Source organism: Microbacterium sp. bgisy203 (genome assembly GCF_057706945.1).
Genome location: NZ_JBYIPF010000001.1, coordinates 392,926 through 414,858, shown reverse-complemented (window position 1 = coordinate 414,858; position 21,933 = coordinate 392,926). Strand labels below are relative to the sequence as shown.

Genomic DNA, 21,933 nt, shown 5'->3' with positions numbered 1-21,933 from the left:
GCTTCAGGCGTCGATGTAGACCGTCGGCAGCGCCGGGTCGGAGCGGCTGAGGGCGAGCGCCTTCACGGGCAGCTCCTCCCGCACGCGGGCGTGGTGCGCGCGTGCCGCCTGCACTCCGTCGGGCCCTTCGTATGCGGTGTCGATCTCACCGTTCTCGACGAGGGTCACCTGCAGCGCGCGGGCGTCGGGGTGGTCGGAGGCGGTCTGGACGGCCTCGAACCCGTCGGAGACGGCGATCAGCTCGCTCGTCGCCGTGCCCTCATCGAGAGTGCGGAAGGCGGCCTTGCGCCCGCCCTTCGACGCTTTGTCGGTGGATGCCTTCGCCACCGCGACCCAACCTCCTGCGGCATCCTGCCGCGCGACGAGCTTGTAGACCATCCCCGCGGTGGGAGCTCCCGACCCCGTGACGACGGACGTGCCCACGCCGTACGCGTCGACGGGGGAGGCGGCGAGGGCCGCGATCGCGAACTCGTCGAGATCGCTCGTGACGGTGATCTTCGTGCCGGTCGCGCCGAGCGCGTCGAGCTGTGCGCGCACCTCGGCGGCGACCGTCGGGAGGTCGCCCGAGTCGATGCGCACCCCGCCGAGCTCGGTCCCCGCCACACGGACGGCGGTCGCGACGCCCTCGCGGATGTCGTACGTGTCGATGAGGAGCGTGGTCTTCACCCCGAGCGCCTCGATCTGGCTTCGGAACGCCTCTTCCTCGGTGTCGTGCAGGAGTGTCCAGGCGTGGGCGGCGGTGCCCATCGTCGGGATGCCCCAGGTGCGCCCCGCTTCGAGGTTGCTCGTCGCGCCGAACCCGGTGATGTAGGCGGCCCGCGCGGCGGCGACCGCCGAGTACTCCGCAGCGCGGCGCGATCCCATTTCGGAGAGCGGCCGGTCGCCGGCGGCGATGCTCATGCGCGCGGCGGCGTTCGCGACGGCGGAGTCGTGGTTGAGGATCGACAGGGCGAGCGTCTCGAGGACGACGGCCTCGGCGAAGGTCCCCTCGACCGTGAGGATGGGCGAGCCCGGGAAGTAGAGCTCGCCCTCGCGATAGCCGCGGATCGTCCCGGTGAACCGGTAGCCCTCGAGGAACGCGACGGTCTCGGGGCTCACGACCTTCTCGTCGCGGAGGTAGCGCAGCTCGTCGTCATCGAACCGGAAGTCGCGCAGGGCCGCGAGAAGCCGTCCGGTGCCCGCGACGACCCCGAAGCGGCGCGCACCGGGCAGGCGCCGACCGAACAGTTCGAACACCGAGCGTCGCGATCCGGTTCCGTCGCGGAGGGCCCCGTCGATCATCGTGAGCTCGTAGCGGTCGGTCAGCAGCGCCGTGGATCGCGTCATGACGTCACTCTATCGACGGCCCGGTAGGCTGGGGGATCGTGACGGATGCGCCGATCGGGATCTTCGACTCCGGGGTCGGCGGGCTCACCGTCGCCCGCGCGATCTCGCAGCTTCTCCCACGGGAGTCGACCCTCTACATCGGCGACACCGCGCATTCCCCGTACGGGCCGAAGCCCATCGCCGACGTCCGCCGCTACAGCCTGGAAGTCCTCGACACGCTCGTCGACGACGGCGTGAAGATGCTCGTGATCGCGTGCAACACGGCATCCGCCGCCATGCTCCGCGACGCGCGTGAGCGCTACGACGTCCCGGTGGTCGAGGTCATCGGGCCCGCGGTCCGCACCGCGATCTCGACAACACGGAACGGCCGGATCGGCGTCATCGGCACCGCCGGCACGATCGGGTCGGGTGTCTACCAGGACATGCTCGGCGTCAACGCGAACCTCTCCGTCTTCGCCCAGGCGTGCCCGCGCTTCGTGGAGTTCGTCGAGGCGGGCGTCACCGACTCGCCCGAGGTCCTCGCCGTCGCGGAGGAGTACCTCGCGCCGCTCCGCCACGCCGGCGTCGACACACTCGTCCTCGGCTGCACGCACTACCCGTTCCTCGAGGGGGCGATCAGCTACGTCATGGGCGAGGGTGTCTCGCTCGTCTCGAGCGATACCGAGACCGCCAAGGACGTGTACCGCCAGTTGGTGTCGCGTGATCTTCTCGCCGGGCCGGATGCGGTGGTCACGCACGACTACGAAGCCACCGGCGACTCCGCCGACGACTTCCTCCGCCTCGCCGACCGGCTGATGGGGCGCGGTGTCTCCGCCGTCCGCCTCGTCCAGACCGGCGCGATCGACCTTCCGAAGGGAACCCCATGACCGATTCCACCTCCGCAGTCACCGTCCGCGCCGACGGTCGCGCCGTCGACGAGCTGCGCCCCGTCACCGTCGAGCGCGGGTGGAGCGCGCACGCCGAAGGGTCGGCGCTGATCTCCTTCGGCGGCACGAAGGTGCTCTGCACGGCATCCTTCACCGGCGGCGTCCCGCGCTGGCTCACCGGCAAGGGCAAGGGCTGGGTCACCGCCGAGTACGCCATGCTCCCGCGCGCCACGAACAGCCGCAACGACCGCGAGTCGATCAAGGGCAAGGTCGGCGGCCGCACGCACGAGATCTCGCGCCTGATCGGCCGCGCCCTCCGCGCCGTCGTCGACACGAAGGCGCTCGGCGAGAACACCATCGTCATCGACTGCGACGTGCTACAGGCCGACGGAGGCACCCGCACCGCCGCGATCACGGGGGCCTACATCGCCCTCGCCGACGCGATCGAGTGGGGCCGGGCGAAGGGGCTCGTCGGCAAGAACGCGAAGCCGCTCCTCGACTCCGTCGCCGCCGTCTCGGTCGGGATCATCGACGGCGAGCCGATGCTCGACCTCGCCTACGTCGAAGACGTCCGCGCCGAGTCCGACATGAACGTCGTCGTCACCGGCCGAGGCCTGTTCGTCGAGGTCCAGGGGACGGCCGAGGGGGCGCCGTTCGACAAGCGCGAGCTCGACGCGCTGCTCGAGCTCGGCCTCGCCGGGTGCGCGGAGCTCCGCGACATCCAGGCGGGCGCGCTCGGCGAGAAGGCACCTGTCGGTGAGGGAGTACCGAACGGGTAGGCTCGTCGGCGACCGGAGGTACTGATGGCACGGCAGATCGTCCTCGCGACGCACAACCCGCACAAGGTCGAGGAGTTCGCGGCGATCGTCGCGGCGACCCGCCCCGACATCGAGGTCGTCGGCTATGACGGCCCTGAACCCGTCGAAGACGGGGTGACCTTCGCCGAGAACGCGCTGATCAAGGCGCGCGCCGCCGCGGCGCACACCGGGCTCCCCGCGCTCGCGGACGACTCCGGCATCTGCGTCGACGTGCTCGGCGGCTCGCCGGGCGTGTTCTCGGCGTACTGGGCGGGCCACCGGAAGGATGCCGCCGCGAACGTCGACCTCCTCCTCGACCAGCTCTGGGACATCGCCGACCCGCGCCGCGCGGCGCAGTTCGTGTCGAGCATCGCGCTCGTCGTGCCGAGCGGCGAGGCGGCGGAGCCGCGTGAGCACGTCGTCGAGGGCGTGTGGCCGGGGAGGGTCGCGACCGTGCGCGCGGGCGCGGGCGGGTTCGGCTACGACCCGATCTTCATCCCCGATGATCAGCCGGACGGTGCCGCGCGGACTGCGGGCGAGTTCACTGCGGAGGAGAAGAACGCGGCGTCGCACCGCGCTCGCGCGTTCGGCGCGCTCGCGCCTCTCCTGTCCGAGCTGTGAGGCGGCACGCTCCCGCGACCGCACGCGGCGCGACTGAGAATCGGACTCATTCCCGACTGGCGGCGAACACGGCACGAACGCGGCGCGCGGACGTTCATCCGCTCTAGCCTCGAGGTATGCACGATCACGCGCACGGCGCTGCGGCGGTCTCGGGGGTGCGCGGGCAGGCGAACCACCGCCTCCTCGCGATCTCGCTGTCCCTGACCGCGACCGTCATGATCGTCCAGGTCGTCGGCGCCGTCCTGACCGGATCGCTCGCGCTGCTCGCCGACGCGGCGCACATGTTCGCGGATGCCTCGGCGCTCGTCATCGCCCTGGTTGCGAGCCTCGTCGCGCGGCGGCCCGCCGACGAGAGGAACACCTACGGCTATCAGCGTGCCGAGGTGTTCGGGGCGCTCATCAACGCGGTCATCCTCATCGTCCTGTGCGTCTGGATCGCCGTCGAGGCGATCGAGCGGCTCCTGAACCCGAGCGGCATCGAGATCGCCGGCCCCCTCATGATCGCGGTGGCGGTCGTGGGTCTCGTTGCGAACGCGATCTCGATGTGGCTCCTCTCCGCCGCGCAGCGCACGTCGATCAACGTGCGCGGCGCGTACCTCGAGGTCCTCGGCGACCTCATCGGCTCGGCCGTCGTGATCATCGCGGCGATCGTCATCACGCTCACCGGCTGGATGCCGGCGGATGCCCTGGCATCCCTCCTCATCTCCGTCATGATCGTGCCGCGCGCCGTGTCGCTCCTGCGCGAGGTGTTCGCGGTGCTCGCCGAGCGGGCACCAGAGGGAACCGATGTCGGCACGATCCGCGAGCACATCCTGGGCACCGAGGGCGTCGCGGACGTGCACGACATCCACGTCTGGCAGCTCACGCGCGGCGCGCCGGTGTTCACCGCGCACGTCGTGGTGGAACCGCAGGTGCTCGCCGAGGGGCGCGCCCCCGCGCTCCTCTCGCGGCTGCAGACCTGCCTCGCCGAGCACTTCGACGTCGAGCACTCGACGTTCCAGCTCGAGCCTGTCGGGCATCGCGAGCACGACGCCCACTGACTGCGTCATGCTGCCTCCTGTGGCACGATGCAGGGGATGAGTACCCCGGCAGACGAGCTCGCGGCGCTCCGTTCGCGCGCCTACGGGCCGCGCGCCGACATCGACGACGATCCGGCGGCGCTGGCGCGGCTGCGCGAGCTGGAGGCGATGCAGAGGCGCGGACGCACCGTGACCGACGACGCCCCGCAGACGGTGCCGGCGCCCGCTGCCGTCGGTTCGGCCGCACCCGCCCCGGACGCGGGCGCCGACGCGTCCGACGCGGAGCGGGAGGACGCCACCGATCGCGATGCCGGGTCCGATGGTTTCGCCTCGGACGCGCCACCGCCTCCGCGCCCGATCGCGCGCGGCTGGATGATCGCCTGGGCGGCCTCGATCCTCGTCGTCGCCGTCACCGTCGGGGCCGTCGTGTTCGGTCTCGCGTCGATCCGCCCCGTGGATCCATCGAGCGGCGCCGCGCAGGTCGACACCCTCACGCCGAACGAGGCGACTCTCGACGGGATGGAGTGGATCAAGCGGTGGTACGGCACCGATGACAGCGTCCGCGGGTGGATCTACGACGGCCTCGCGGTCGTGCGGACGCCGATCGGCATGTTCGGGACGGGCTCGGACTGCCTCACCGTCGTCCCGGTGGATGCCTACAGCTCCGCCGACCAGTCCATCTCGGGGCCGATCTACTCAGGCTGCTCGGCCGGCTCATTTCCCGCGACGGTCGAGTTCGTGATCGATCGGGAGATGCCCGAGGAGCTGCGCGAACGGTTCGGGGAGGGCACGGCGCTGAGCTTCGTGCTCCGTGGCGACGCGGTGGGCGTCTTCCACGACGACCGGCCCGCGGTCACGCCGACGCCGACGATCCGTCCCCTGGCGCCGTGACCTCGTGCGGGGACATGTCACCCCGCACTCCGCGCCACCGTGCGTGACGGAGCGTCCCACCGGGCGTGAACTCCGCGAACTCGACCTCGCCGACGACCTCGGGCCGCAGCCACAGCGCGTCCGAAGCATCGGCCGCGGGAACCCCGACGAACGGATTCTCGTCGCTCCGAAGCGGCGTGAGCAGCGCGTCGAGACGCGCGAGCTCGCGTTCGGTGAACCCCGAGCCGACGCGTCCGACGTACCGGATCCCCTCCGGTGAGGGGATGCCGACGAGAAGCGACCCGATCGACCCCGCGCGCCCACCCTTGCCCGGGCGGATGCCGCCGATGACGACATCCTGTGTGTCGGTGAGTTTGACCTTGAGCCACTCCTCCGACCGCGTTCCGCGCCGGTACGGCGATCGCGGGTCCTTCACGACGACACCCTCGAGGTGGAGCTCCCGCGCCGCGGCGAGGGCGGCGTCGACGTCGTCGGCGACCGGGGGGACCACGATCGCGGGGATCGCTCCCGCGGCGAGAGTCTCCAGGCGCGCGCGACGATCTCGGAGCGACAGTGCGGCGATGTCGTCGCGGCCGATGCGCAGCGCGTCGAACAGCAGCAGGGAGACGGGGGTGCGCGCGCTCTCCCGCTCGATCTCACGGGGCTTCGTCAGGTGCATGCGCGCCTGAAGGCGCGAGAAGCTCGGGCGTCCCGCGGCATCCATCGCCACGATCTCGCCGTCGACGACGGCGGGTTCCTCGCCGAGTCCGGCATCGACGGAGGTGAGTTCGGGGTAGCGCGCCGTGATGTCGGTGCCGCTGCGTGCGCGCAGGCTGAGGCGACGACCGTCCCACGTCGCGATCGCGCGGATGCCGTCCCATTTGAACTCCACCCATGGGGCGCAGGGGTTGACCGAGACACCGTGGTCGCCCGCGTCGCCCCAGCGCGCCGCGGCAGCGGCCGCGACACCGGGCGTGGCGGGCACCGCGAGCATCGGCGCGTCGCCGCGCGATCGGTCCTGCGCCGGGCGAGGGCGAAGAGCGGGCGGAGCGGACGCCGCTCCTGACCGCGGGTCGTCGGCGAGCGCCATCCGGTGCAGAAGCCACTGCGACTTCTCTCCCGCCGGGTCCTCGCCGGCGCGGGAGGTGCGGATGAGGGCGAAGCGCCCCGTCCCGAGCGGGCCGCCCGCGCGCCCGTGCGCGGTGAAGATCACCTCGTCGTCGCGCCACTTCTCCGCCGTGTAGGTGCCTGTGTCCCAGACGGTCATCGTGCCGGCGCCGTACTGGCCCGCGGGGATGGTGCCGGCGAAGTCGAGGTAGGCGAGCGGATGGGGCTCGGTCATGACGGCGAGGTGGTTCCGTTCGCCGTCGGCGGGGATGCCGCGGGGCACCGCCCAGCTCACGAGCACGCCGTCTCTTTCGAGTCGGAGGTCGTAGTGGAGCCGGCGGGCATGGTGCTCCTGGACGACGAACCGCGGGGCGCCGGGCGGCGCCCCGCGACCGGGCGCGCTTTCCGTCGTCCCGGACGGGAAGGGCTCGGGCGTCTTCCCCTCGGTGCGCTTGTCGACGTAGGCGCGGAGCGCGAGCGCGGCGTCGCTCGCCAGCGGGGCGAGGAGGTCGCCGTCCTGCTCGACGCGCGCGAGCACCTCGTCCGCCAGGAGGTGGCGGAGGGCGGGATCGTCGAGCTCTTCCCACGTGCGCGGTGCCGCGACCCAGGGCCGATCGCGTCCTCGCAGCGAGTACGGGGCGATCGTCGTCTTCGCCGCATTGTTCTGGCTCCAGTCGACGAAGACCCGCCCCGGGCGGATCGCCTTCGCCATGGCGCTGACGACGAGGTCGGGGTGATCGGCTTCGAGCGCGCGGGCGAGTTCGCGAGCGAACGCGGAGATGTCCTCGCTCGAGCGGGTGCCGTCGAGGGGCGCGTACAGGTGGATGCCTTTCGACCCGCTCGTCACCGGCCGCGGCACCATTCCGACGCCGTCCAGGATCTCCCGCGCCCACCGGGCGACCGCGGCGCACTCGGCGAGCCCGACGCCGTCGCCCGGGTCGAGGTCGAGGACGAGGCGATCGGGCATCCCGCGCCCTCCGGTCTCGTCGCCCGCGCCGTCGAAGCGCCACTGCGGCGTATGGAGCTCGAGGCTCGCGACCTGCGCGAGGTAGACGAGCCCGGCGGTGTCGTCGACGAGCGGGTAATCCTTCGCGCCGCCGGAGTGATCGATCGGCGCGCGGCGCAGCCAGTCGGGGGCGCCCGCCTCGAGGTCCTTCGCGAAGAACCGGTCGCCACCGGTGCCGTCCGGCCAGCGGATGCGGGTCACCGGCCGCCCGCGCAGGTGCGGCAGCATGACGTGCGCGACCCGGGCGTAGTAGTCGATCACCTCGCCCTTCGTGGTGCCCGAGGTGGGGTAGAGCACCTTGTCGAGGTTCGTCAGGCGCAGCCGTCGCCCGTCGATCTCGACGAGCTGTCCGCGGTCTGGCATGCGGCCAGGCTAGCCGCAACCCCTGGCGCCGGCCCGCGCAGCCGGTGTTCACTGGGAGCATGAGAACGATCTGGAAGGGTGCGCTCACGTTCGGACTCGTCAACGTGCCGGTGAAGGTGTACTCGGCAACTGAAGACCACGATGTTCCGCTGCATCAGGTGCACGCAGCCGACGGCGGGCGCATCCGCTACCAGCGCATCTGCGAGCTCGACGGTGAGGTCGTGCCCTACGCCGAGATCGACAAGGCGTACGACGACGGTGAGCGCACCGTCGTGCTCACCGCCGAGGACATCGCTTCGCTGCCCGCAGAGAAGAGTCGCGAGATCGAGGTGGTCGAGTTCGTCCCGAGCGACCAGATCGATCTGCTCACGCTCGACAAGGCGTACTACCTCGAGCCCGATTCGACGTCGCCGAAGGCATACGTCCTCCTGCGGAAGACGCTCGAGCAGACCGACCGCACGGCGATCGTGCGGTTCTCGCTCCGCCAGAAGACGCGCCTCGCCGCCCTCCGCGTGCGCGGCGACGTCCTCGTGCTCCAGACGCTCCTGTGGGCCGACGAGGTGCGTGAGGCATCCTTCCCCTCGCTCGACGAACCGGTGAAGATCTCCGCCAAGGAGCTGGAGCTGTCGGCATCCCTCGTGGAGAGCTTCTCGAGCGATTTCGATCCGGACGAGTTCGTCGACGAGTACCAGCAGGAGCTCAGGACCCTCATCGACGCGAAGCTCGACAAGGGCGACGCGCTCGACACGTCCGAGACGTTCGGTGACCAGGCGGAGAAGAAGGATGCCGGGGAAGAGGTCATCGACCTCATGGCGGCGCTCAAGGCGAGCGTCGAGCGCAGTCGCGCGGCGCGGGAGGGCGCGGCGTCCTGATCAGCGGTCGTCGCCCTGCGGGGCCGGTCGTGGGGCGTCATCTTGTTCGGCGAACATGTCCTGTTCCGTGAAGACCTCGGGAGCGACGCGGTGGACCTCCGGCGCTGCCTCGAATGCTTCGGGGTCGAGCGCGAGCGCGGCGACGGCCTCGGCGTCGTCCGCGATCGCTTCGCCTTCCGCGACCTCGTTCTTCACCTTGCGGCGCTCGGAGAGGTAGTGCCAGAGCGTGATGAGCGCGGTGCCGCCGACGGCGGCGAGGAGGATCAGGTCGATGTACTTCGTCACGAGGTCGGCAACCCACGGGATGTAGGCGATGAGGTAGCCGATCATGGTGAGCCCGAAGCCCCACAGGAATGCGCCGATGAGGTTGTAGAGCGAGTAGCGGCGCCACGGCATGTGCCCGACGCCCGCGGCGACCGGCGCGAACGTTCGGACGATCGGGACGAAGCGGGCGAGGATGACCGTCAGGCCTCCGTAACGCTCGAAGAACGCGTTCGTGCGCTCGACGTTCTTGCGGCTGAACAGACCCGATTCCTTGCGTTCGAACACCGCCGGCCCGCCCTTGTGCCCGATGAGGTAGCCGACCTCGCCTCCCGCGAACGCGGCGAGGGCGATGAGCGTGCACACGACCCAGATGTTGACGCCGAAGATGTCGTTCGTGTGGGTGAGCAGGCCCGAGATGATGAGGAGCGTGTCGCCCGGGAGGAGGAACCCGACGAGCAGGCCCGTCTCGGCGAAGATGATGAAACACACCACGGCGAGCGCCCAGGGACCGGCGGCGCTAATGATGTTCTCGGGATCGAGCCACGGGATGAGGGCCAGAGAGTGCACGAGGGTCCCATCGGTCTGCAGGGGTAGGGTCTGCGACGCAGACGCTTCGAGCGTAGCCTGAGCGGCCCCGATTCATCCCTGTGCGAGCGCCGTGACCGTCCGTGATATTCACAGGGGTCACGCCGTGCGGAAGGTGGGACTTGAACCCACACGCCCGAAGGCACAGGAACCTAAATCCTGCGTGTCTGCCGATTTCACCACTCCCGCGAGGAGTGCTCAGTCTACCGGGGCGCTGTCGCGCATCTCGGTCGCGGTCGTGCTCGCGGTCGTGCTCGTCGCCGCGGCGGCGCGGGCGCGGCGCGGCGATCCGCCGATGATCCAGTATCCGAGGCCCACGAAGACGGCTCCGCCCACGAGGTTTCCGAGTCCGACCCAGAGGAGGTTGGTGCCGAACAGTGCCCACGTGGCATTCGGGTCGCCGGAGAAGAGCCCGACTCCGTAGGTCGTCATATTGGCGACGACGTGCTCGAAGCCCGACGAGATGAACGCGAGGATCGCGGCGAAGATGAGGAGGATCTTCGCGACGTCGGAACGCACGCGCGCGCACATCCAGATGGCGAGGCAAACGAGCAGGTTGCAGAGGATGCCGCGGACGAACAGCTCGACGGGGCCCTCCTGCGCCTTTGCGGCGAGCATGTCGGAGAGCATCTTCCCGGCGGGGGCGTTGGAGTGCAGCACGCCCGACGCGACGATGAGTCCGGCGAAGACGAGGGCGCCGAGGAGGTTCGCGACGAAGGTCGCGGCGATCGTCCCCGCCGCGCGCCACGGCGTGACGGCGCGCATGAGCGCGCCCTGGGGGAGCGTCATCATCGCCGAGGTGACGAGGTCGGCGCCCGCGAACACCACGAGAGTCAGCGCGACGCCGAAGACGAGACCGCTCACGAGTTTTGCGAGACCGTCGCCCGCAGCGATCAGGGGGCCTGCGGTGGAGACCATGAGGATCACGCCGACGCCGATGTAGGCTCCGGCGAGCATGCCCGACAGCAGGAAGCGCCCCGGCGAGCGCAGCGCGTCGGCCTTGTGCACGGCGGCATCCGCCTGCACGTCGAGGGTCTCGGGTATCGTCAGCACGATCCGTCAGTCTACCTGTGGTCAGACCACAGCGTCAAGGGCCGCCGGGCGTCCAGGCTGTGGATAACTCCGGCGCGGCGGGCGGCGACATTGTCAGGATGCCGGGGTGAGCCTCACCGTCCCCCCGCCCGCATCTGCCGCCGCGGCATCCGCCGTCCAGGCCGTCGCCGAGCGCGTGCGCGAGCGTCTGCGCGGCGAAGAGGCCGACCCGCTGCGCACGCCCGAACGGGCCCGCCAGATCGCGCTCGCCGAGGTGCGCCGCCACAACGACTTCGCCCTCGCGCGGGGTCTCGAGGTCATCGATGACGAGTCGGGATGCGTACGCGACGTCCTCGCCCGCGTGTCCGGGTACGGACCGCTCCAGGCGCTCCTCGACGACCCCGAGGTCGAGGAGATCTGGATCAACGATCCCGCGACCGTCTTCGTCGCCCGGGCGGGACGCAGCGAGCGCGTCGCCCTGCGATTGACCGAGGACACGGTGCGCGACCTCGTCGAGCGGATGCTCCACGCCACCGGACGGCGCATCGACTTGAGCCAGCCGTTCGTCGACGCGTCGCTGCCGGACGGGTCCCGTCTTCACGTCGCGATCCCCGATACTGGCAGAGTTCCATATTCGATCGGGCACAGTTCGTGGCCGTCCCCGTCCTGGAGCGTTCATCGTGAGCGCCTTGCGGGTGGGCTACGCGCGTTGTTCGACGGCTGAGCAAGACCTTGAAGTTCAGCGTCGCGAGCTTGCCACCCTTGGCGTGGATCCTGATCGGATCTATGTCGATCACGGCCTATCGGGGGCGACGCGTGACCGCCCAGGACTAAGGGAGGCGCTTGCTGCCGTTCGTGACGGGGACGTCCTAGTTGTGACGAAACTTGATCGTCTTGCCCGATCGGTTCGGGACGCCTCGGAGATCGTTGAGGATCTGACGGTTCGAGGCGTCGTGCTTCAGATAGGAACCAGTGTGCACAACCCGCACGATCCGATCGGTCGTCTGTTGTTCAACGTCCTCGCGATGGTGGCTGAGTTCGAATCCGACCTGATCCGGGCACGGACGCGCGAAGGCATGGCGGTTGCTCGGGCGAAGGGGCGCTTACGTGGTCGAGCGCCGAAACTAACGCGAAGTCAGCGAGCCTTGCTGGTGGACTTACACGCGAAGCAAACTCACTCAGTGCAGGAGATCTGCGAGCTGTTCGGCATCTCGCGTGCGACGGTCTATCGCGAGCTCGAGCGGGCGAGGACGACGGAGGGCGTCACTGATCGGGATTCCGCTCGGGAGCGGGCATGAGGTGGGCGGGTTCGATCCCGAGCGCGTTCGCGAGATCGTATAGACGCTCGAAGCTGATCCCGCGGTCACCGTGCTCAAGGTGAATCAGCATGTTTCTTGTCACGCCGGATTCCAGCGCGAGTGCCTCCTGCGTGAGTCCTGCACTCAGCCGCGCGGTGCGCACTGCGTGACCGACCAGAGTTCGCGCCTCCTTCCACGCGGAGCGCTGCTCAGGAGTCGTTTGAGAGGCGGGGACCGGCACCAGACCATTCCCATGCAATAGTGCACTAAAGTCAGCCCTACTAGTTATGCATCGTGAATTCTTGCGTCGGAGAGTGAGGCTGATGCGTCCGATGACGCAAGAGAACGGATCGAGCCCAGCAGTGATCACGGTCGCCGCTGACCAAGCCGGCGCGGTGCGTATCTGCCTAGGTGACAAGGTGCTGGTCGAGCTTTGCGCGAGTGTCGCGGGCGTAGCCCCACCGCCCTCGGGCGCAGGCGAGCGTCAGTTGAATCCAATGCCGCAGCCGCCCCCGCGCGCTAGACGCCCAAACCGGCGGACGCAGGGATCGGTGCGAGACGATACCGACGTCGGCTCGTGCGCAGCGGATCCGCCGGTGACAGCACGAGTGGTGTTCGATGTCGCTCAGCCGCTGTACGACTACTTGGCGCGGTACGCCGACGAGGTTGCCAACCAAGTTGGCGTTGCGCGGGTGCCGCGAACCGATGTCATGCGCGCGCTGGTGCTTGCCCTGGCCAGCTCAAGGGATGTGCAGGCAACGGTAGGTGTCATCCTTGCCGGAGGGCGCGGAGTGCGTAGACCGCCGTCAGCATGGAGCGTGTGAAAGCTAGGCCGCACGAAGCATCCGGGCTCAACGCGCGTGGCCGTGCGACCTGTGCGCGCTTCAGTCGTCCGGTTGTGTCATGCATCGGGGAGTGCCACGTGAGCTTCGCGAGGCTCCAGGTCGAGCGCGGCCGTCGCAGTTCGGTCGGTCGGGTCCACGGCGTCGACGCGTCGAAGGACGGCCACGGCGTGGTGCGGCGAGGGTTCCCCAGAGCGCCGTAGCACGTGGCTGGATCGGGCGAAAAGCCGCTCGTTTTCGCCGGGTCGGGCCTCAGAAAGAGCAACTGGCCCACCAGCGTTGGTCGCGAGTTTCTTCAGTACTTGCTTGTGTCAAGGCCGCTACACTCAGCGCCATCTGCTGATTGGGAAACGGGGAGAAGATGACGGTCGTTCCTGTCGCCTATGAGATTCCAGACGACATCCTCGCGGGGCTCCTATCGGGCGAGTACATGCGCTTTGGAAGCGTGGTGCGAGATGGAACGAAAATCATCATGCACCTCAAGGAGGTCGCACCTCCTATCAAGGAGCTTGGTCCAGAGGGCGGCGCCACGCTCGCCATCGGGGCGGCGCTCAAGAACCCGAAGGTGCTCATCGGACTCGGAACCGCCACGGTGATTGCCGTTGGCTCTGTTGCGATATGGGCTGTCGCAAAGAGCAAGAAGCCAGCTGAGCCCGAGGTGCCGGCCTCTGTCGTGGAGTACAACGAGGCGCTAGCTGCTTACCTTGGAGCGATCCAGGAGGGCACCTTGACCGCGGCCGTCCTTGACCGCCTAATTGCAGCCCTGGACGCTATCAAGGATGACTCCGTTGAGGGCGGCATAAGAGTCGAGTTCTCGGTCGAGCAGTCCGCCGCACTGGTGGACTTGGCTGTGGACTTCACCAAACGACTCGCCGACGCCAACTCGGTACGGCTCGACGACTGGCAGTTGAGCATCGTGCCGGAGTCGAACCCGATCATCGACCTGCGCCAGTGGCTGGAGCTTCAGAAGCGCATTGTCGAGCCTGATGACGAGCTTGGCAGCTCCCACAGTGTCGCCTGACTCGCGTAAGCGGACGCGGCCCGACCCCACGTTGGTTCGGGCACTGCCACGACCCGACGATCTCCCAGTCGGGAATCAGTACGAGTACGCGAATCGGCTGTCTGTCTTCGAAGACCTTCCGATGGCGTGGGGTCAGTGCGGCATTGCGATGGCTCAAGGTGTCTCCTGAAATAGATCGGTGGCCGGCCGCGTTTGCGGCCGGCCACCGATGAATGGGGGTGGGGAGGGTGCTCTACTTGGCGTCTTGCGCTTCGTGGAAGGAGAGTGCCGGCTCGAGCCAGGCATCGAGCCCGGCCCCCTGGAGGGCAGCCTGCTCAACGCTGATCCAGCCGTCGCCCATGGGGCGGTCTGTCCCCATCAGCGCGGGGTGGCAGCCGGGGCGCGCGAGCAGATCCTTCGCGGCCGTGGGATCAATGCGTAGCAGGAGCGCTCCATCCCGGCGCGCGGCGACGACCATGCGTCCCTCGACCATGAAGGACACGCCGCCGAACATCGGCACCTCGCGAGGGTCGCGGTCACTTAGCGCTTCACGTACCCGCTCGACAAGGTCCTTCTGGGCCGTCATCGCCCGCCCTTTTCGATGTACTCGGGTCCGCTGTAGTGCAGGTTCAAGGACGTGATGCGCCCGCCGTCGAAGGTGAAGAACTCCGCGAAGGTCATCGGGCCGCCGGGCATGGTTGCGGTGTAGAGCACGGCCGATCCGTGAGGACTGTGCACGTCATGGATGATCTCGATCTCCTGGACCGTCCCGATGAAGCCGGCTACGCCGATCAGGAAGCCCTCGGTCGCATCGGGGAGATGTCCAGCGAGGGAGCCGGTGAAGTCGAGGTGGTCGCCAAGCAGGGGCCGCAGGGTGGCCCCGTCCTGGTAGTCATCGGTGCCGGACTCGAGGATCCGGTAGTAGTCCTTGAGGACCTGTGGCGCTTCGGAAGACAGCGTGGCAGGCATGACTCTCCTTGGTGTGACAATGGTGCTTGATACTTTCAAGCAGATACTTGAGAAAGTCAAGGGGGTCACGTGAAGTCCTACGGTCAGCTCTGCTCGATCGCCCGCGCGCTGGATGTCGTCGGCGACCGGTGGACTCTCCTGATCGTGAGGGAGCTCCTGATCGGGGGTGAACTGCGCTTTGGTGAAGTGCAGCGCGGCCTGCCTGGCATTGCGACGAACCTGCTCACCCAACGCCTGCGGGACCTCGAGACGAACGGTGTCGTGATTCGCGAGCCCTCATCAGGCACCTCGGGCACGCCGACATACCAGCTCACCGACCGCGGCCGGGCCTTGGACGGAGTGCTGCGTGAGCTTTTGAGGTGGGGTGCCCCGACAGTTCCGGATGCGCCGAGCGACGCGATCTTCCAAATGCATTGGCTCAGCCAGCCAGCTCGCTTCCTCCTCAAGGATCACCGACCGGATGATCCCGCGGTCGTCATCCGGTTCGGCACCTTCGACGACGGCTTCGACCTCACCGCAGCCGGAGGCACCATCACGGTGGCCCCCTGTCGGCGCGACGCCAGCCCCCTGGCGGCGATAACAGGGCCGGGGCCGATCCTGGTTGCCCTCCTGCAAGGCGCAATGCCCCTACCCATTGCTATCGCCCAAGGTGTGCATGTCGCTGGTGATGCCGCAACCTTGACGCGAGTGCTCCCACCGCCCCCGCCCGCGTCAACTAATGTCTCCGGTCAGTACATCTAGACCAGGTCGGCGCCTGACCACGGCTCAAGTGTTGATCTGAACCTCCGGCCGGTGCGACGAAAACGCTCAGGCGCGGTTCTCTTGCGGGATGGAAGCTCCTCGCGCGATCGCTCCGCTTGCTGACCTGCGCACTGGGTCGCCAACTGTTGGTGAAGGCTTCACGCTCGAGAACTTCCTGCGGCCAAAGGCCAACCACGGAAGGGCGTTGTCACATGACGGGTCGACGCCGTCTGCCGTAGGCGCTGTCTCACTTGCCGCTCCCTCATCCGGATATCTGTTGAGACGGGTTTGCGAGACGGTTGGATCCGCGACGCGTCGCGAGCGCTCCCCGCAACGGCCACCGTCGCAATGGGGGAACGCCAATTGAGGCAGCAATGTCTGTTGGCGCCAGTAACGTAGAGCTTTGCGGAAAGGCGCGCGATCGGCACGCCTGCCTTCGATAAGGGAGATTCATGGCGCTCACAGGCCCCGAGCATCTGCAGGTGCGCTTGCCCGTAGCGGAGGCGCTGCGCGTACTCGGCTGGGACGAGCGGCAGATTCAGTGGCAGCCGGAGTGGCGCGTCCCCCAAAGCCCTAGCGACGCGGCGCGAAGGGAAGGCGGGCATGGCTTCTCGGGCTGGCCCGTCGATCTCGTGCTCTTCGAGGACACAGAGGCGCCGACCGACTGGCAGAACGTGCTGGGCCTGTTCGAATTCAAGAAGCCGACTCTCTCCGAAGGTGTCTCACAGCTCGAGATCTATCTCGCCCGTGAACCGCGTGCGAGATTCGGCGTATGGACGAACGGCACGAAGTCGGCAACCGTTTGGAAGCTGCCCGATGGCAAGTTCAAGACCACGAAGCACGACGAACTTCGACTCCCGACGCCGGGAGATGACTTCGAACAGGCAAGTGGTCGCGCTCTGACATGGCGCGACCTCACCGTACCTACAGAGTCCGACCTGAGGGTCTCGTTCAAGGCACTTCTTGACCTGGTTGTCGCGCGCGACTCCGTCGTTACTCGGTCTGAGATGCAACTCGACCAGCTGTGCAACCTTCTGCTTCTCAAGCTCGAGTCGGACACCAACGGAAAGCTCGTCAGGAGCAAGCCGCTGATGTTTCAGCTTCGTGCTACCGAAGCAGAAACCGCTTCGCACATCCGGGACGAGTTTGATCAGCTTGTCGAACGTCGCCAGGAGGTGTTCCGCGAGGAGCAGGCGCCGCAACTGCTCCTCGACGACCACACGATCAAGGAAATCGTGTACGCGTGGTCAGGCTGGAACATGCTCGAGGTCGGAGCCGAAGCCGTCAGCTCGGCATTTCAAGTCTTCCGTCGGGCGAACCTGAAGGCCGGCGAGGGCCAGTACTTCACTCCCGACAGGGTTGTTCGAGCGGCCGTCCGAATCTTGGACATCCAGCCGGATGATCAGATCATTGACCCTGCTTGCGGCACAGGCGGCTTTCTGATCGAGGCATTCCGGGACGTCTCGACCCGAATCGGCTCAGATGCTGACGTGCGAACGTGGGCGCACCGACAGGTGTATGGCGTGGACAAGGACAGCATCAACATCAAGCTCACCCGCGCAATGATGATGGTCCTCGGCGACGGCTCGGTCAATATCCACATCGGTGACTCTCTGCGGGAGGATCGATGGGCGACCGACTATCCCCACCTCCGCACCGCAATGCGCGATGGGGCATTTACGGTCGTGCTAACCAACCCCCCGTTCGGCGAGAACCTCAAGATTGCGGCCAAGGACTGCGAAGTCAACAAGTACACCCTCTCAAAGGCCGCCGGAGGCGATAAGTACAAGGACCTCGAGCTGGGGCTCGTGTTTCTCGAGCGTTCGTATCGCCTGCTTCGTCACGGGGGGCGCCTCGGCATCATTCTCCCTGAGACGTACTTCTTCTCATCCAGCTACGCCTACCTCCGCGACTGGATCAACGCCCGATTCGCCCTGCGAGGGGTGGTTAACATTCCGATGGAGGCGTTCCAAGGTTTCTGCCGCGCCAAGACCAACCTCTACGTGATGGAAAAGGTCGCATGATGGTTCACAAGCCAAGCTGGTTCCGAGATGGAGAAGTCTTCGTATCCTTCGCCGACACTGTCGGTATCAACAAGGATGGCAACACGTTGTTCGCGATCGACTCCACCACTGGCAAGCGCACTGCGACTGTCGACGACAAGGTCGCTGCAGACGTGGAGGCTTTGCTGGGTGAACGTACCGGGGCTACTTCACGGTGGATCCCGAACGACGACTTCTCGCTCGCTGTTCCCAGCTACTACAACGATCGGCACACAGCAGAGCTAAGTGATCTGCTTCGTAAGCCCGGCTATGACGGCTTCGAAGTGCGCTCGCTTGGCAGCTTGATCGAGGACAAGCTCATTCTCGCGCGCCCCGGTCACGGATCACCCTCAGCAGATGTACGCGACGGAACCTTCCCATACATCAAAGTCTCGGATATTCGCGCCGGCCAGGTGAACATCAACCCGACCAACATGGTTCCTCTAGTCGTCGCGGAGCGATTCTGGCGAGGCGAGAGTTCGGGCTTGCGTCCGTTCGATCTGATCACCCCGGTTCGCGCGAGTAAGAACATCGGTGACTTCGCCATGCTGATGCCCGGCCAGCAGGACATCGTCGTGACAAAGGAGGTCCTGATCCTCCGGGCCGCAGATCTCGCGCCGGCGGACAACTTCTTCCTGATGTGGGCGCTCTCTCTGAACTCAGTTCGGTCACAGTGGGACCGGGTGGTGTTCATGCAGACCAACCGCGAGGACGTCGGGCGGCGCTATCTGGAGATCAATATTCCCTGGCCTACAGACTCAAAGGCGGCAGGCCGGGTGTCGAAGGCATTCCGTGACTACTACCAGGGCATCGAAAAGCTGCGGACCGAGTTCACCCGTGAACTCGCGCGCGACGGAATCCATCATGTATATCTCGGCGTTGTCGACGACGACTAGTTAGCCAACGTCATCGTTGGTTCCTCACCCTCAGTACTCCAAATGACAACTCTGGACGACTGATCCTCTAGGTGGCAGCTCGCATGGCGGGGTAGCTGCTCCATGTGCGTCCGGAGACCTGCGCCCACCGCTCTGCTGAGCCCGGGGAGAGACCAAGTAGGTCCGCAATGACGCGCGCGGGGACCTCTTGAGCGAAGTCTCGGAGTGCGGCATTTCGGGCTTGAGTAGCGTTGATGCCGACGCGATTGAGCGCCGAGCCGAGTGCTCCCGAGGTCAAGTGTTGGCCCGGTGCGTACCCGACGAAGAGCCATGGCTCCGTGCCCACGCGCGTTTCGTGCGCTCGTCGGATTTGGGTTGCCAGCAGGGCACTCATTCCGGCGGGGATGGTCAGCTGCTCGCGGCCAAATGTGACCTTCCAGTTGCCGTCCGTGCGCGCGAGAGCGGTGGTCCGCAGGGCCACGGTGCGCGCGAGCGTTTGGCCCAGCGCGATGACGAATAGTCCGCCGACTCGGGTCGCGAGCGGAATCGCCTGGTCGTTCAGAAGGCGTGCAATATGCCTCGACCGCTCGCTGGCGCTCATGTTCGCGTGCGGCGCATTGCGGCGCGGGAATGACGGTTTCTCGTAGGTCACGGGAGTGTTCTCGTGTGCCCACCGGAGGAACCCGACAAGTAGCCGACGCGGGTAGGGCCGGCCGGCGAGGAGCTCGTCGACGTCGTGTTGAGTCGCCTGCTGGAGGGACTTCCCGGCGTTCCTGAGAGTTCCAACCGCCTCTGTTGCGCGGATGAGTTCGTCGCGGGCGCGGCGGTAGCGACCGTTGTCGGCGCCGCGCGTCCGGGGTGCGTATTCCTCGAGTCTTCGCTCCAGATGCCATCGAGAAAAGGTCTGCAGTAGTAGACGATCGCTCGTGCTCGCGATTTCCTGCAGGTGGATCTGTGACCATCGGCGGTACTGGCCGAGGTCCGGGTTGTCGTCTTCGTCCAGTCCGGATTCGATGAGGAGCGCGCGGATTTGGCGGGTTGCACGTGATGCGCGCATAGCGTCGAGTGCTTCGAGTGTCGCGGGGATCTCGCCGTGGGTCATGCGTCGGAGGATGTCGGCGGCTTGGCTTGCCTCGCACCATTCGACGACGGCTCTCGCGTGGATTCCGGGGCGATCGATGAGTCGCCGGAGCGGCTCGAATCGCTCGAGGTCTGGCCCGAGGATTCGGTCGATCGCTGCGGGCTTCTTACACTTGAAGCAGCGCTTGCCTTGCCTCCCGGCGTCTTCGTGTCCGCAGCCTGCGCAGGCGAACGGCTTGCCGAATCCGACGCACGACGCGCACAGCCACTCAGGGAATCGGCCGAACAAGCACACGGCGGGGCGGTTGCATCGATCGCACTTCTTTGGGTAGCGGATCGCCATTTGCACGCAGGACTCGCACACCGTCCGGGTCGGGAGCAGCCGGATGTGCTTCTTCTCCATGTTGCACATCTCGCAGTAGCCGCTGGGTCGCTTGTTGCAGGCCGGGCAGAGTTCGCCGGAGCGCGTGGTTGCTCCGCACTTGCGGCACGGTCGCGGGATACGCTGCGACAGCTTCGTGAACGCTGCGCGAGTCCAGCAGTCCTCGCAGTAGGGGATCCGGCCGAGCCGGGCGTGCACGCGCCGACGATCGCCGCAGGCGAAGCAGGTTTCTGGAGCCCTCCCGCGCTTGCACGCGACGCAGAGTCTCGCTTCGCTTCCGCGAACCCCTGAGACTAGCCCGCGGTCCCCACAGCCGGGGCATCGTGGCAGGAGCGCCATCGTTGAGTGCCCGTACTTGCAGATCGCGATCGCAAGGCGTTGAACGCAGGGCTCGGCCTCGACGTTGTCGAAGATGCGATTGGGAGGCAGCGCGGTGAGGGACTTCTTGAGCTTCTGCGCGCTGTAGAGACTGGTGCTAGTGACTTCGAGGCATGCGTGGAACAGCTGTTGCTCGGTCACGTCCGTGACCACCGGTTCGAGTAGCGAGACGCATTCGAGTATCAGCGCCCGCCACGGTGGGTTGGGATCCGTCATGAGGCGCCGGGATCGCGCAGCTCCGCTCGTGGGGGCCGGAGGCTGCCGATCGGAGTTCGTGTCTGCTCGCCGTCATTTACAGCGACGAGCGCTTCCTTCGCCCGGACGCTGATGAGATCTGCGGGGGAGCAGTTGAGGATGTCGCATAGCGCGCCGAGCACTTCGATGTTGAGACGCTGCGGAGTGTGGGCGACGAGCCGGTACACCTGTTCACGTGAGAGCCGTACTCCACGCTCCGCGAGCAGCGGCTGCAGCGCTGTCGTCTGAAACATGCGTTGCTGTGACATCAACTCACGAAGGTGCCAGGTGGTCTCGATTGTGCGCATCGCTTCTAGCTTCCCTCCCCGTCGGGCGTTGCCGGGAGCACCCTTGCCATGGCGCTCTGGAACACCCGGTTCTTAAAGTCGTTGCTCACCGACGTGTAGATCGCCGTCGTGGAGGCGTAGGCGTGCCCCACCTGCTCCTGCACGAACCGCTCTGCATAGCCAAACTCGATGCAATGGGTGACGAACGAGTGTCGGAGACTGTGAAGGGTGAGCTCTTCCGGTAGCCCGGCTTGATCACGGATGGTGGCGAACCGTCTATCGAGGTAATGCGCCGAGATGCGCGTCTTTCTCTCAGTTACCCACAACGCGGACAGATCCCCGGGTGCGAACCGGGGACGTGCCTCCTCGACCCACTGTCGCATCCCAGAAATGATCCAGTCGAACTCTGGGATGAGCAAGACCGTGCGTCGCTTCGGGCCGCCGCCCGCCGATGCCTTTCCCCATCGGACACTCACCGAACCGTACGGCCCCCAGCTGGGCATGAGGTGGTTCGGATGCAGATCCACTAGATCGAGCCCGACGACCTCCCGCCGCCTCAGCCCGAACGCATACGTGGTCTTGAGCAACTGTGCATCGCGTAGCGCGCCGAGAGCGCCCTTGCGCTGGTCGCGGATCAGGGCGCTGACGCGCTCATCTGCGCAGTCGAATAGGCGCTGAAGTTCCGGAACGGAGAAGGGACGTCGCTCGCCGCCGGACTCGAACTCGGACAGATGCCTGGTGGTATTCCAGCTGTAGCAAATCTGCGTAGGCGCGCTCCCGAACTCGGCGATGCAGCGGGACACCCACTCGTAGTGAGGGTCGATCAGATACCCACAGAACATGCGGATCGTCTCGTGATCGTGACGCAGAGTCGTACGGCGCAGGTTCTTGCGAGAGGCGCGATGTGCGGTGTACTCCTCGACGTCCTGTGGGCGCCAAGTCCAGGGGTACTCACCCGACCACTCCTGAAAGCGCCTAATGCTCTGGACCCGCTGCCGAATCGTCTCTGATCTCAACCCGCGCGATCGCTGCTGGAGCTCCCAGCCGCGCACCATCTCCGTCCACGCTACATGCTCG

Annotated in this window: 22 protein-coding genes and 1 tRNA gene; 12 read left to right on the top strand and 11 right to left on the bottom strand. The window is 67.1% G+C overall.

All coding sequences use genetic code 11. The features are described 5' to 3' along the window. Positions 1–3 precede the first annotated feature (3 nt). Entirely contained in the window at positions 4–1,326 is a 1,323-nt protein-coding gene (locus tag AC3ENQ_RS02060) for a nicotinate phosphoribosyltransferase (RefSeq protein WP_431801202.1), read from the bottom strand. Positions 1,327–1,364: 38 nt separating this feature from the next. Here AC3ENQ_RS02060 and murI point away from each other — a divergent pair, with 38 nt between their 5' ends. The 5 genes from murI (at position 1,365) to AC3ENQ_RS02035 (ending at position 5,520) form a co-directional block, all read left to right on the top strand. Beyond that, positions 1,365–2,192 carry a glutamate racemase gene (gene murI / locus AC3ENQ_RS02055; protein WP_431801201.1) on the top strand — a complete coding sequence of 276 codons (828 nt, stop codon included), beginning with the start codon at positions 1,365–1,367 and terminating at the stop codon, positions 2,190–2,192. Continuing rightward, positions 2,189–2,971, top strand: coding sequence for a ribonuclease PH (gene rph, locus AC3ENQ_RS02050; RefSeq protein WP_431801199.1), 783 nt, complete (start codon positions 2,189–2,191; stop codon positions 2,969–2,971). Before murI ends, rph begins: the two co-directional genes overlap by 4 nt. Before the next feature lie 24 nt (positions 2,972–2,995). After that, entirely contained in the window at positions 2,996–3,610 is a 615-nt protein-coding gene (gene rdgB, locus AC3ENQ_RS02045) for an RdgB/HAM1 family non-canonical purine NTP pyrophosphatase (protein ID WP_431801197.1), read from the top strand. A 116-nt stretch (positions 3,611–3,726) separates the two neighbouring features. After that, positions 3,727–4,650 (top strand): cation diffusion facilitator family transporter, encoded by a 924-nt coding sequence (locus AC3ENQ_RS02040; protein ID WP_431801195.1) that lies wholly within the window; start codon positions 3,727–3,729, stop codon positions 4,648–4,650. 36 nt (positions 4,651–4,686) lie between these two features. Further along, positions 4,687–5,520, top strand: coding sequence for a spermidine/putrescine ABC transporter permease (locus AC3ENQ_RS02035; RefSeq protein WP_431801193.1), 834 nt, complete (start codon positions 4,687–4,689; stop codon positions 5,518–5,520). On the opposite strand, the gene AC3ENQ_RS02030 is transcribed toward AC3ENQ_RS02035, so the two are convergent. Beyond that, complete coding sequence (locus tag AC3ENQ_RS02030) at positions 5,483–7,975, bottom strand: ATP-dependent DNA ligase (protein WP_431801191.1); 2,493 nt, start codon at positions 7,973–7,975, stop codon at positions 5,483–5,485. The two genes, AC3ENQ_RS02035 and AC3ENQ_RS02030, sit on opposite strands and share 38 nt — an antisense overlap. Before the next feature lie 59 nt (positions 7,976–8,034). Here AC3ENQ_RS02030 and ku point away from each other — a divergent pair, with 59 nt between their 5' ends. Next, a complete protein-coding gene (ku, locus tag AC3ENQ_RS02025) occupies positions 8,035–8,847 on the top strand; it encodes a non-homologous end joining protein Ku (protein WP_431801189.1) in 813 nt (270 codons plus the stop codon). Here the strand turns inward: ku and AC3ENQ_RS02020 are convergent, their stop codons facing one another. The 3 genes from AC3ENQ_RS02020 to AC3ENQ_RS02010 all read right to left on the bottom strand — a co-directional run bounded on the left by AC3ENQ_RS02020 (position 8,848) and on the right by AC3ENQ_RS02010 (position 10,749). Beyond that, positions 8,848–9,678 carry a DedA family protein gene (locus tag AC3ENQ_RS02020; protein ID WP_431801187.1) on the bottom strand — a complete coding sequence of 277 codons (831 nt, stop codon included), beginning with the start codon at positions 9,676–9,678 and terminating at the stop codon, positions 8,848–8,850. It lies immediately after the preceding gene. Positions 9,679–9,803: 125 nt separating this feature from the next. Then, positions 9,804–9,885: transfer RNA gene (locus tag AC3ENQ_RS02015), tRNA-Leu, on the bottom strand. 9 nt (positions 9,886–9,894) lie between these two features. Further along, complete coding sequence (locus AC3ENQ_RS02010) at positions 9,895–10,749, bottom strand: formate/nitrite transporter family protein (protein ID WP_431801185.1); 855 nt, start codon at positions 10,747–10,749, stop codon at positions 9,895–9,897. Between the two features lie 106 nt (positions 10,750–10,855). On the opposite strand from AC3ENQ_RS02010, the gene AC3ENQ_RS02005 reads away from it, so the two are divergent. Both AC3ENQ_RS02005 and AC3ENQ_RS02000 read left to right on the top strand, forming a co-directional pair. Next, the gene (locus AC3ENQ_RS02005; protein WP_431801183.1) at positions 10,856–11,452 is read left to right on the top strand and encodes an ATPase, T2SS/T4P/T4SS family; all 597 of its coding nucleotides are present in this window, start codon (positions 10,856–10,858) and stop codon (positions 11,450–11,452) included. After that, positions 11,409–12,026 carry a recombinase family protein gene (locus AC3ENQ_RS02000; protein WP_431801181.1) on the top strand — a complete coding sequence of 206 codons (618 nt, stop codon included), beginning with the start codon at positions 11,409–11,411 and terminating at the stop codon, positions 12,024–12,026. The genes AC3ENQ_RS02005 and AC3ENQ_RS02000 overlap by 44 nt, the downstream gene beginning before the upstream one ends. Here AC3ENQ_RS02000 and AC3ENQ_RS01995 read toward each other — a convergent pair. Then, the gene (locus AC3ENQ_RS01995) at positions 11,992–12,267 is read right to left on the bottom strand and encodes a helix-turn-helix domain-containing protein (RefSeq protein ID WP_431801179.1); all 276 of its coding nucleotides are present in this window, start codon (positions 12,265–12,267) and stop codon (positions 11,992–11,994) included. The two genes, AC3ENQ_RS02000 and AC3ENQ_RS01995, sit on opposite strands and share 35 nt — an antisense overlap. A gap of 962 nt (positions 12,268–13,229) precedes the next feature. On the opposite strand from AC3ENQ_RS01995, the gene AC3ENQ_RS01990 reads away from it, so the two are divergent. Continuing rightward, the gene (locus AC3ENQ_RS01990) at positions 13,230–13,889 is read left to right on the top strand and encodes a hypothetical protein (RefSeq protein ID WP_431801177.1); all 660 of its coding nucleotides are present in this window, start codon (positions 13,230–13,232) and stop codon (positions 13,887–13,889) included. Between the two features lie 232 nt (positions 13,890–14,121). Here AC3ENQ_RS01990 and AC3ENQ_RS01985 read toward each other — a convergent pair whose 3' ends face one another. Beyond that, a complete protein-coding gene (locus AC3ENQ_RS01985) occupies positions 14,122–14,454 on the bottom strand; it encodes a TfoX/Sxy family protein (RefSeq protein WP_147051082.1) in 333 nt (110 codons plus the stop codon). Next, positions 14,451–14,837, bottom strand: a complete 387-nt coding sequence (locus AC3ENQ_RS01980) for a hypothetical protein (RefSeq protein WP_048544915.1) — start codon at positions 14,835–14,837, stop codon at positions 14,451–14,453. The genes AC3ENQ_RS01985 and AC3ENQ_RS01980 overlap by 4 nt, the downstream gene beginning before the upstream one ends. A gap of 69 nt (positions 14,838–14,906) precedes the next feature. Here AC3ENQ_RS01980 and AC3ENQ_RS01975 point away from each other — a divergent pair, with 69 nt between their 5' ends. The 3 genes from AC3ENQ_RS01975 (at position 14,907) to AC3ENQ_RS01965 (ending at position 18,516) form a co-directional block, all read left to right on the top strand. Further along, positions 14,907–15,578: a winged helix-turn-helix transcriptional regulator gene (locus tag AC3ENQ_RS01975; protein WP_431801175.1), complete on the top strand. Its 672-nt coding sequence runs from the start codon at positions 14,907–14,909 to the stop codon at positions 15,576–15,578. 452 nt (positions 15,579–16,030) lie between these two features. Beyond that, positions 16,031–17,602 (top strand): HsdM family class I SAM-dependent methyltransferase, encoded by a 1,572-nt coding sequence (locus AC3ENQ_RS01970; protein ID WP_431801173.1) that lies wholly within the window; start codon positions 16,031–16,033, stop codon positions 17,600–17,602. Then, positions 17,599–18,516 carry a hypothetical protein gene (locus AC3ENQ_RS01965; RefSeq protein ID WP_431801171.1) on the top strand — a complete coding sequence of 306 codons (918 nt, stop codon included), beginning with the start codon at positions 17,599–17,601 and terminating at the stop codon, positions 18,514–18,516. Before AC3ENQ_RS01970 ends, AC3ENQ_RS01965 begins: the two co-directional genes overlap by 4 nt. 67 nt (positions 18,517–18,583) lie before the next feature. Here AC3ENQ_RS01965 and AC3ENQ_RS01960 read toward each other — a convergent pair whose 3' ends face one another. The 3 genes from AC3ENQ_RS01960 to AC3ENQ_RS01950 are packed head-to-tail and all read right to left on the bottom strand — an operon-like array spanning position 18,584 to position 21,911. Continuing rightward, entirely contained in the window at positions 18,584–20,551 is a 1,968-nt protein-coding gene (locus AC3ENQ_RS01960) for a hypothetical protein (protein ID WP_431801169.1), read from the bottom strand. Further along, positions 20,548–20,877, bottom strand: a complete 330-nt coding sequence (locus tag AC3ENQ_RS01955; RefSeq protein WP_431801167.1) for a helix-turn-helix domain-containing protein — start codon at positions 20,875–20,877, stop codon at positions 20,548–20,550. The genes AC3ENQ_RS01960 and AC3ENQ_RS01955 overlap by 4 nt, the downstream gene beginning before the upstream one ends. A gap of 5 nt (positions 20,878–20,882) precedes the next feature. After that, positions 20,883–21,911, bottom strand: coding sequence for a tyrosine-type recombinase/integrase (locus AC3ENQ_RS01950; RefSeq protein WP_431801165.1), 1,029 nt, complete (start codon positions 21,909–21,911; stop codon positions 20,883–20,885). Positions 21,912–21,933: the final 22 nt, after the last annotated feature.

Coding starts and splice junctions, on each gene's coding strand:
- AC3ENQ_RS02060 (WP_431801202.1), bottom strand. CDS start 1,326: ATGACGCGATCCACGGCGCTGCTGACCGACCGCTACGAGCTCACGATG.
- rph (WP_431801199.1), top strand. CDS start 2,189: ATGACCGATTCCACCTCCGCAGTCACCGTCCGCGCCGACGGTCGCGCC.
- rdgB (WP_431801197.1), top strand. CDS start 2,996: ATGGCACGGCAGATCGTCCTCGCGACGCACAACCCGCACAAGGTCGAG.
- AC3ENQ_RS02040 (WP_431801195.1), top strand. CDS start 3,727: ATGCACGATCACGCGCACGGCGCTGCGGCGGTCTCGGGGGTGCGCGGG.
- AC3ENQ_RS02035 (WP_431801193.1), top strand. CDS start 4,687: ATGAGTACCCCGGCAGACGAGCTCGCGGCGCTCCGTTCGCGCGCCTAC.
- AC3ENQ_RS02030 (WP_431801191.1), bottom strand. CDS start 7,975: ATGCCAGACCGCGGACAGCTCGTCGAGATCGACGGGCGACGGCTGCGC.
- ku (WP_431801189.1), top strand. CDS start 8,035: ATGAGAACGATCTGGAAGGGTGCGCTCACGTTCGGACTCGTCAACGTG.
- AC3ENQ_RS01990 (WP_431801177.1), top strand. CDS start 13,230: ATGACGGTCGTTCCTGTCGCCTATGAGATTCCAGACGACATCCTCGCG.
- AC3ENQ_RS01985 (WP_147051082.1), bottom strand. CDS start 14,454: ATGACGGCCCAGAAGGACCTTGTCGAGCGGGTACGTGAAGCGCTAAGT.
- AC3ENQ_RS01980 (WP_048544915.1), bottom strand. CDS start 14,837: ATGCCTGCCACGCTGTCTTCCGAAGCGCCACAGGTCCTCAAGGACTAC.
- AC3ENQ_RS01970 (WP_431801173.1), top strand. CDS start 16,031: ATGGCGCTCACAGGCCCCGAGCATCTGCAGGTGCGCTTGCCCGTAGCG.
- AC3ENQ_RS01965 (WP_431801171.1), top strand. CDS start 17,599: ATGATGGTTCACAAGCCAAGCTGGTTCCGAGATGGAGAAGTCTTCGTA.
- AC3ENQ_RS01960 (WP_431801169.1), bottom strand. CDS start 20,551: ATGACGGATCCCAACCCACCGTGGCGGGCGCTGATACTCGAATGCGTC.
- AC3ENQ_RS01955 (WP_431801167.1), bottom strand. CDS start 20,877: ATGCGCACAATCGAGACCACCTGGCACCTTCGTGAGTTGATGTCACAG.
- AC3ENQ_RS01950 (WP_431801165.1), bottom strand. CDS start 21,911: ATGGTGCGCGGCTGGGAGCTCCAGCAGCGATCGCGCGGGTTGAGATCA.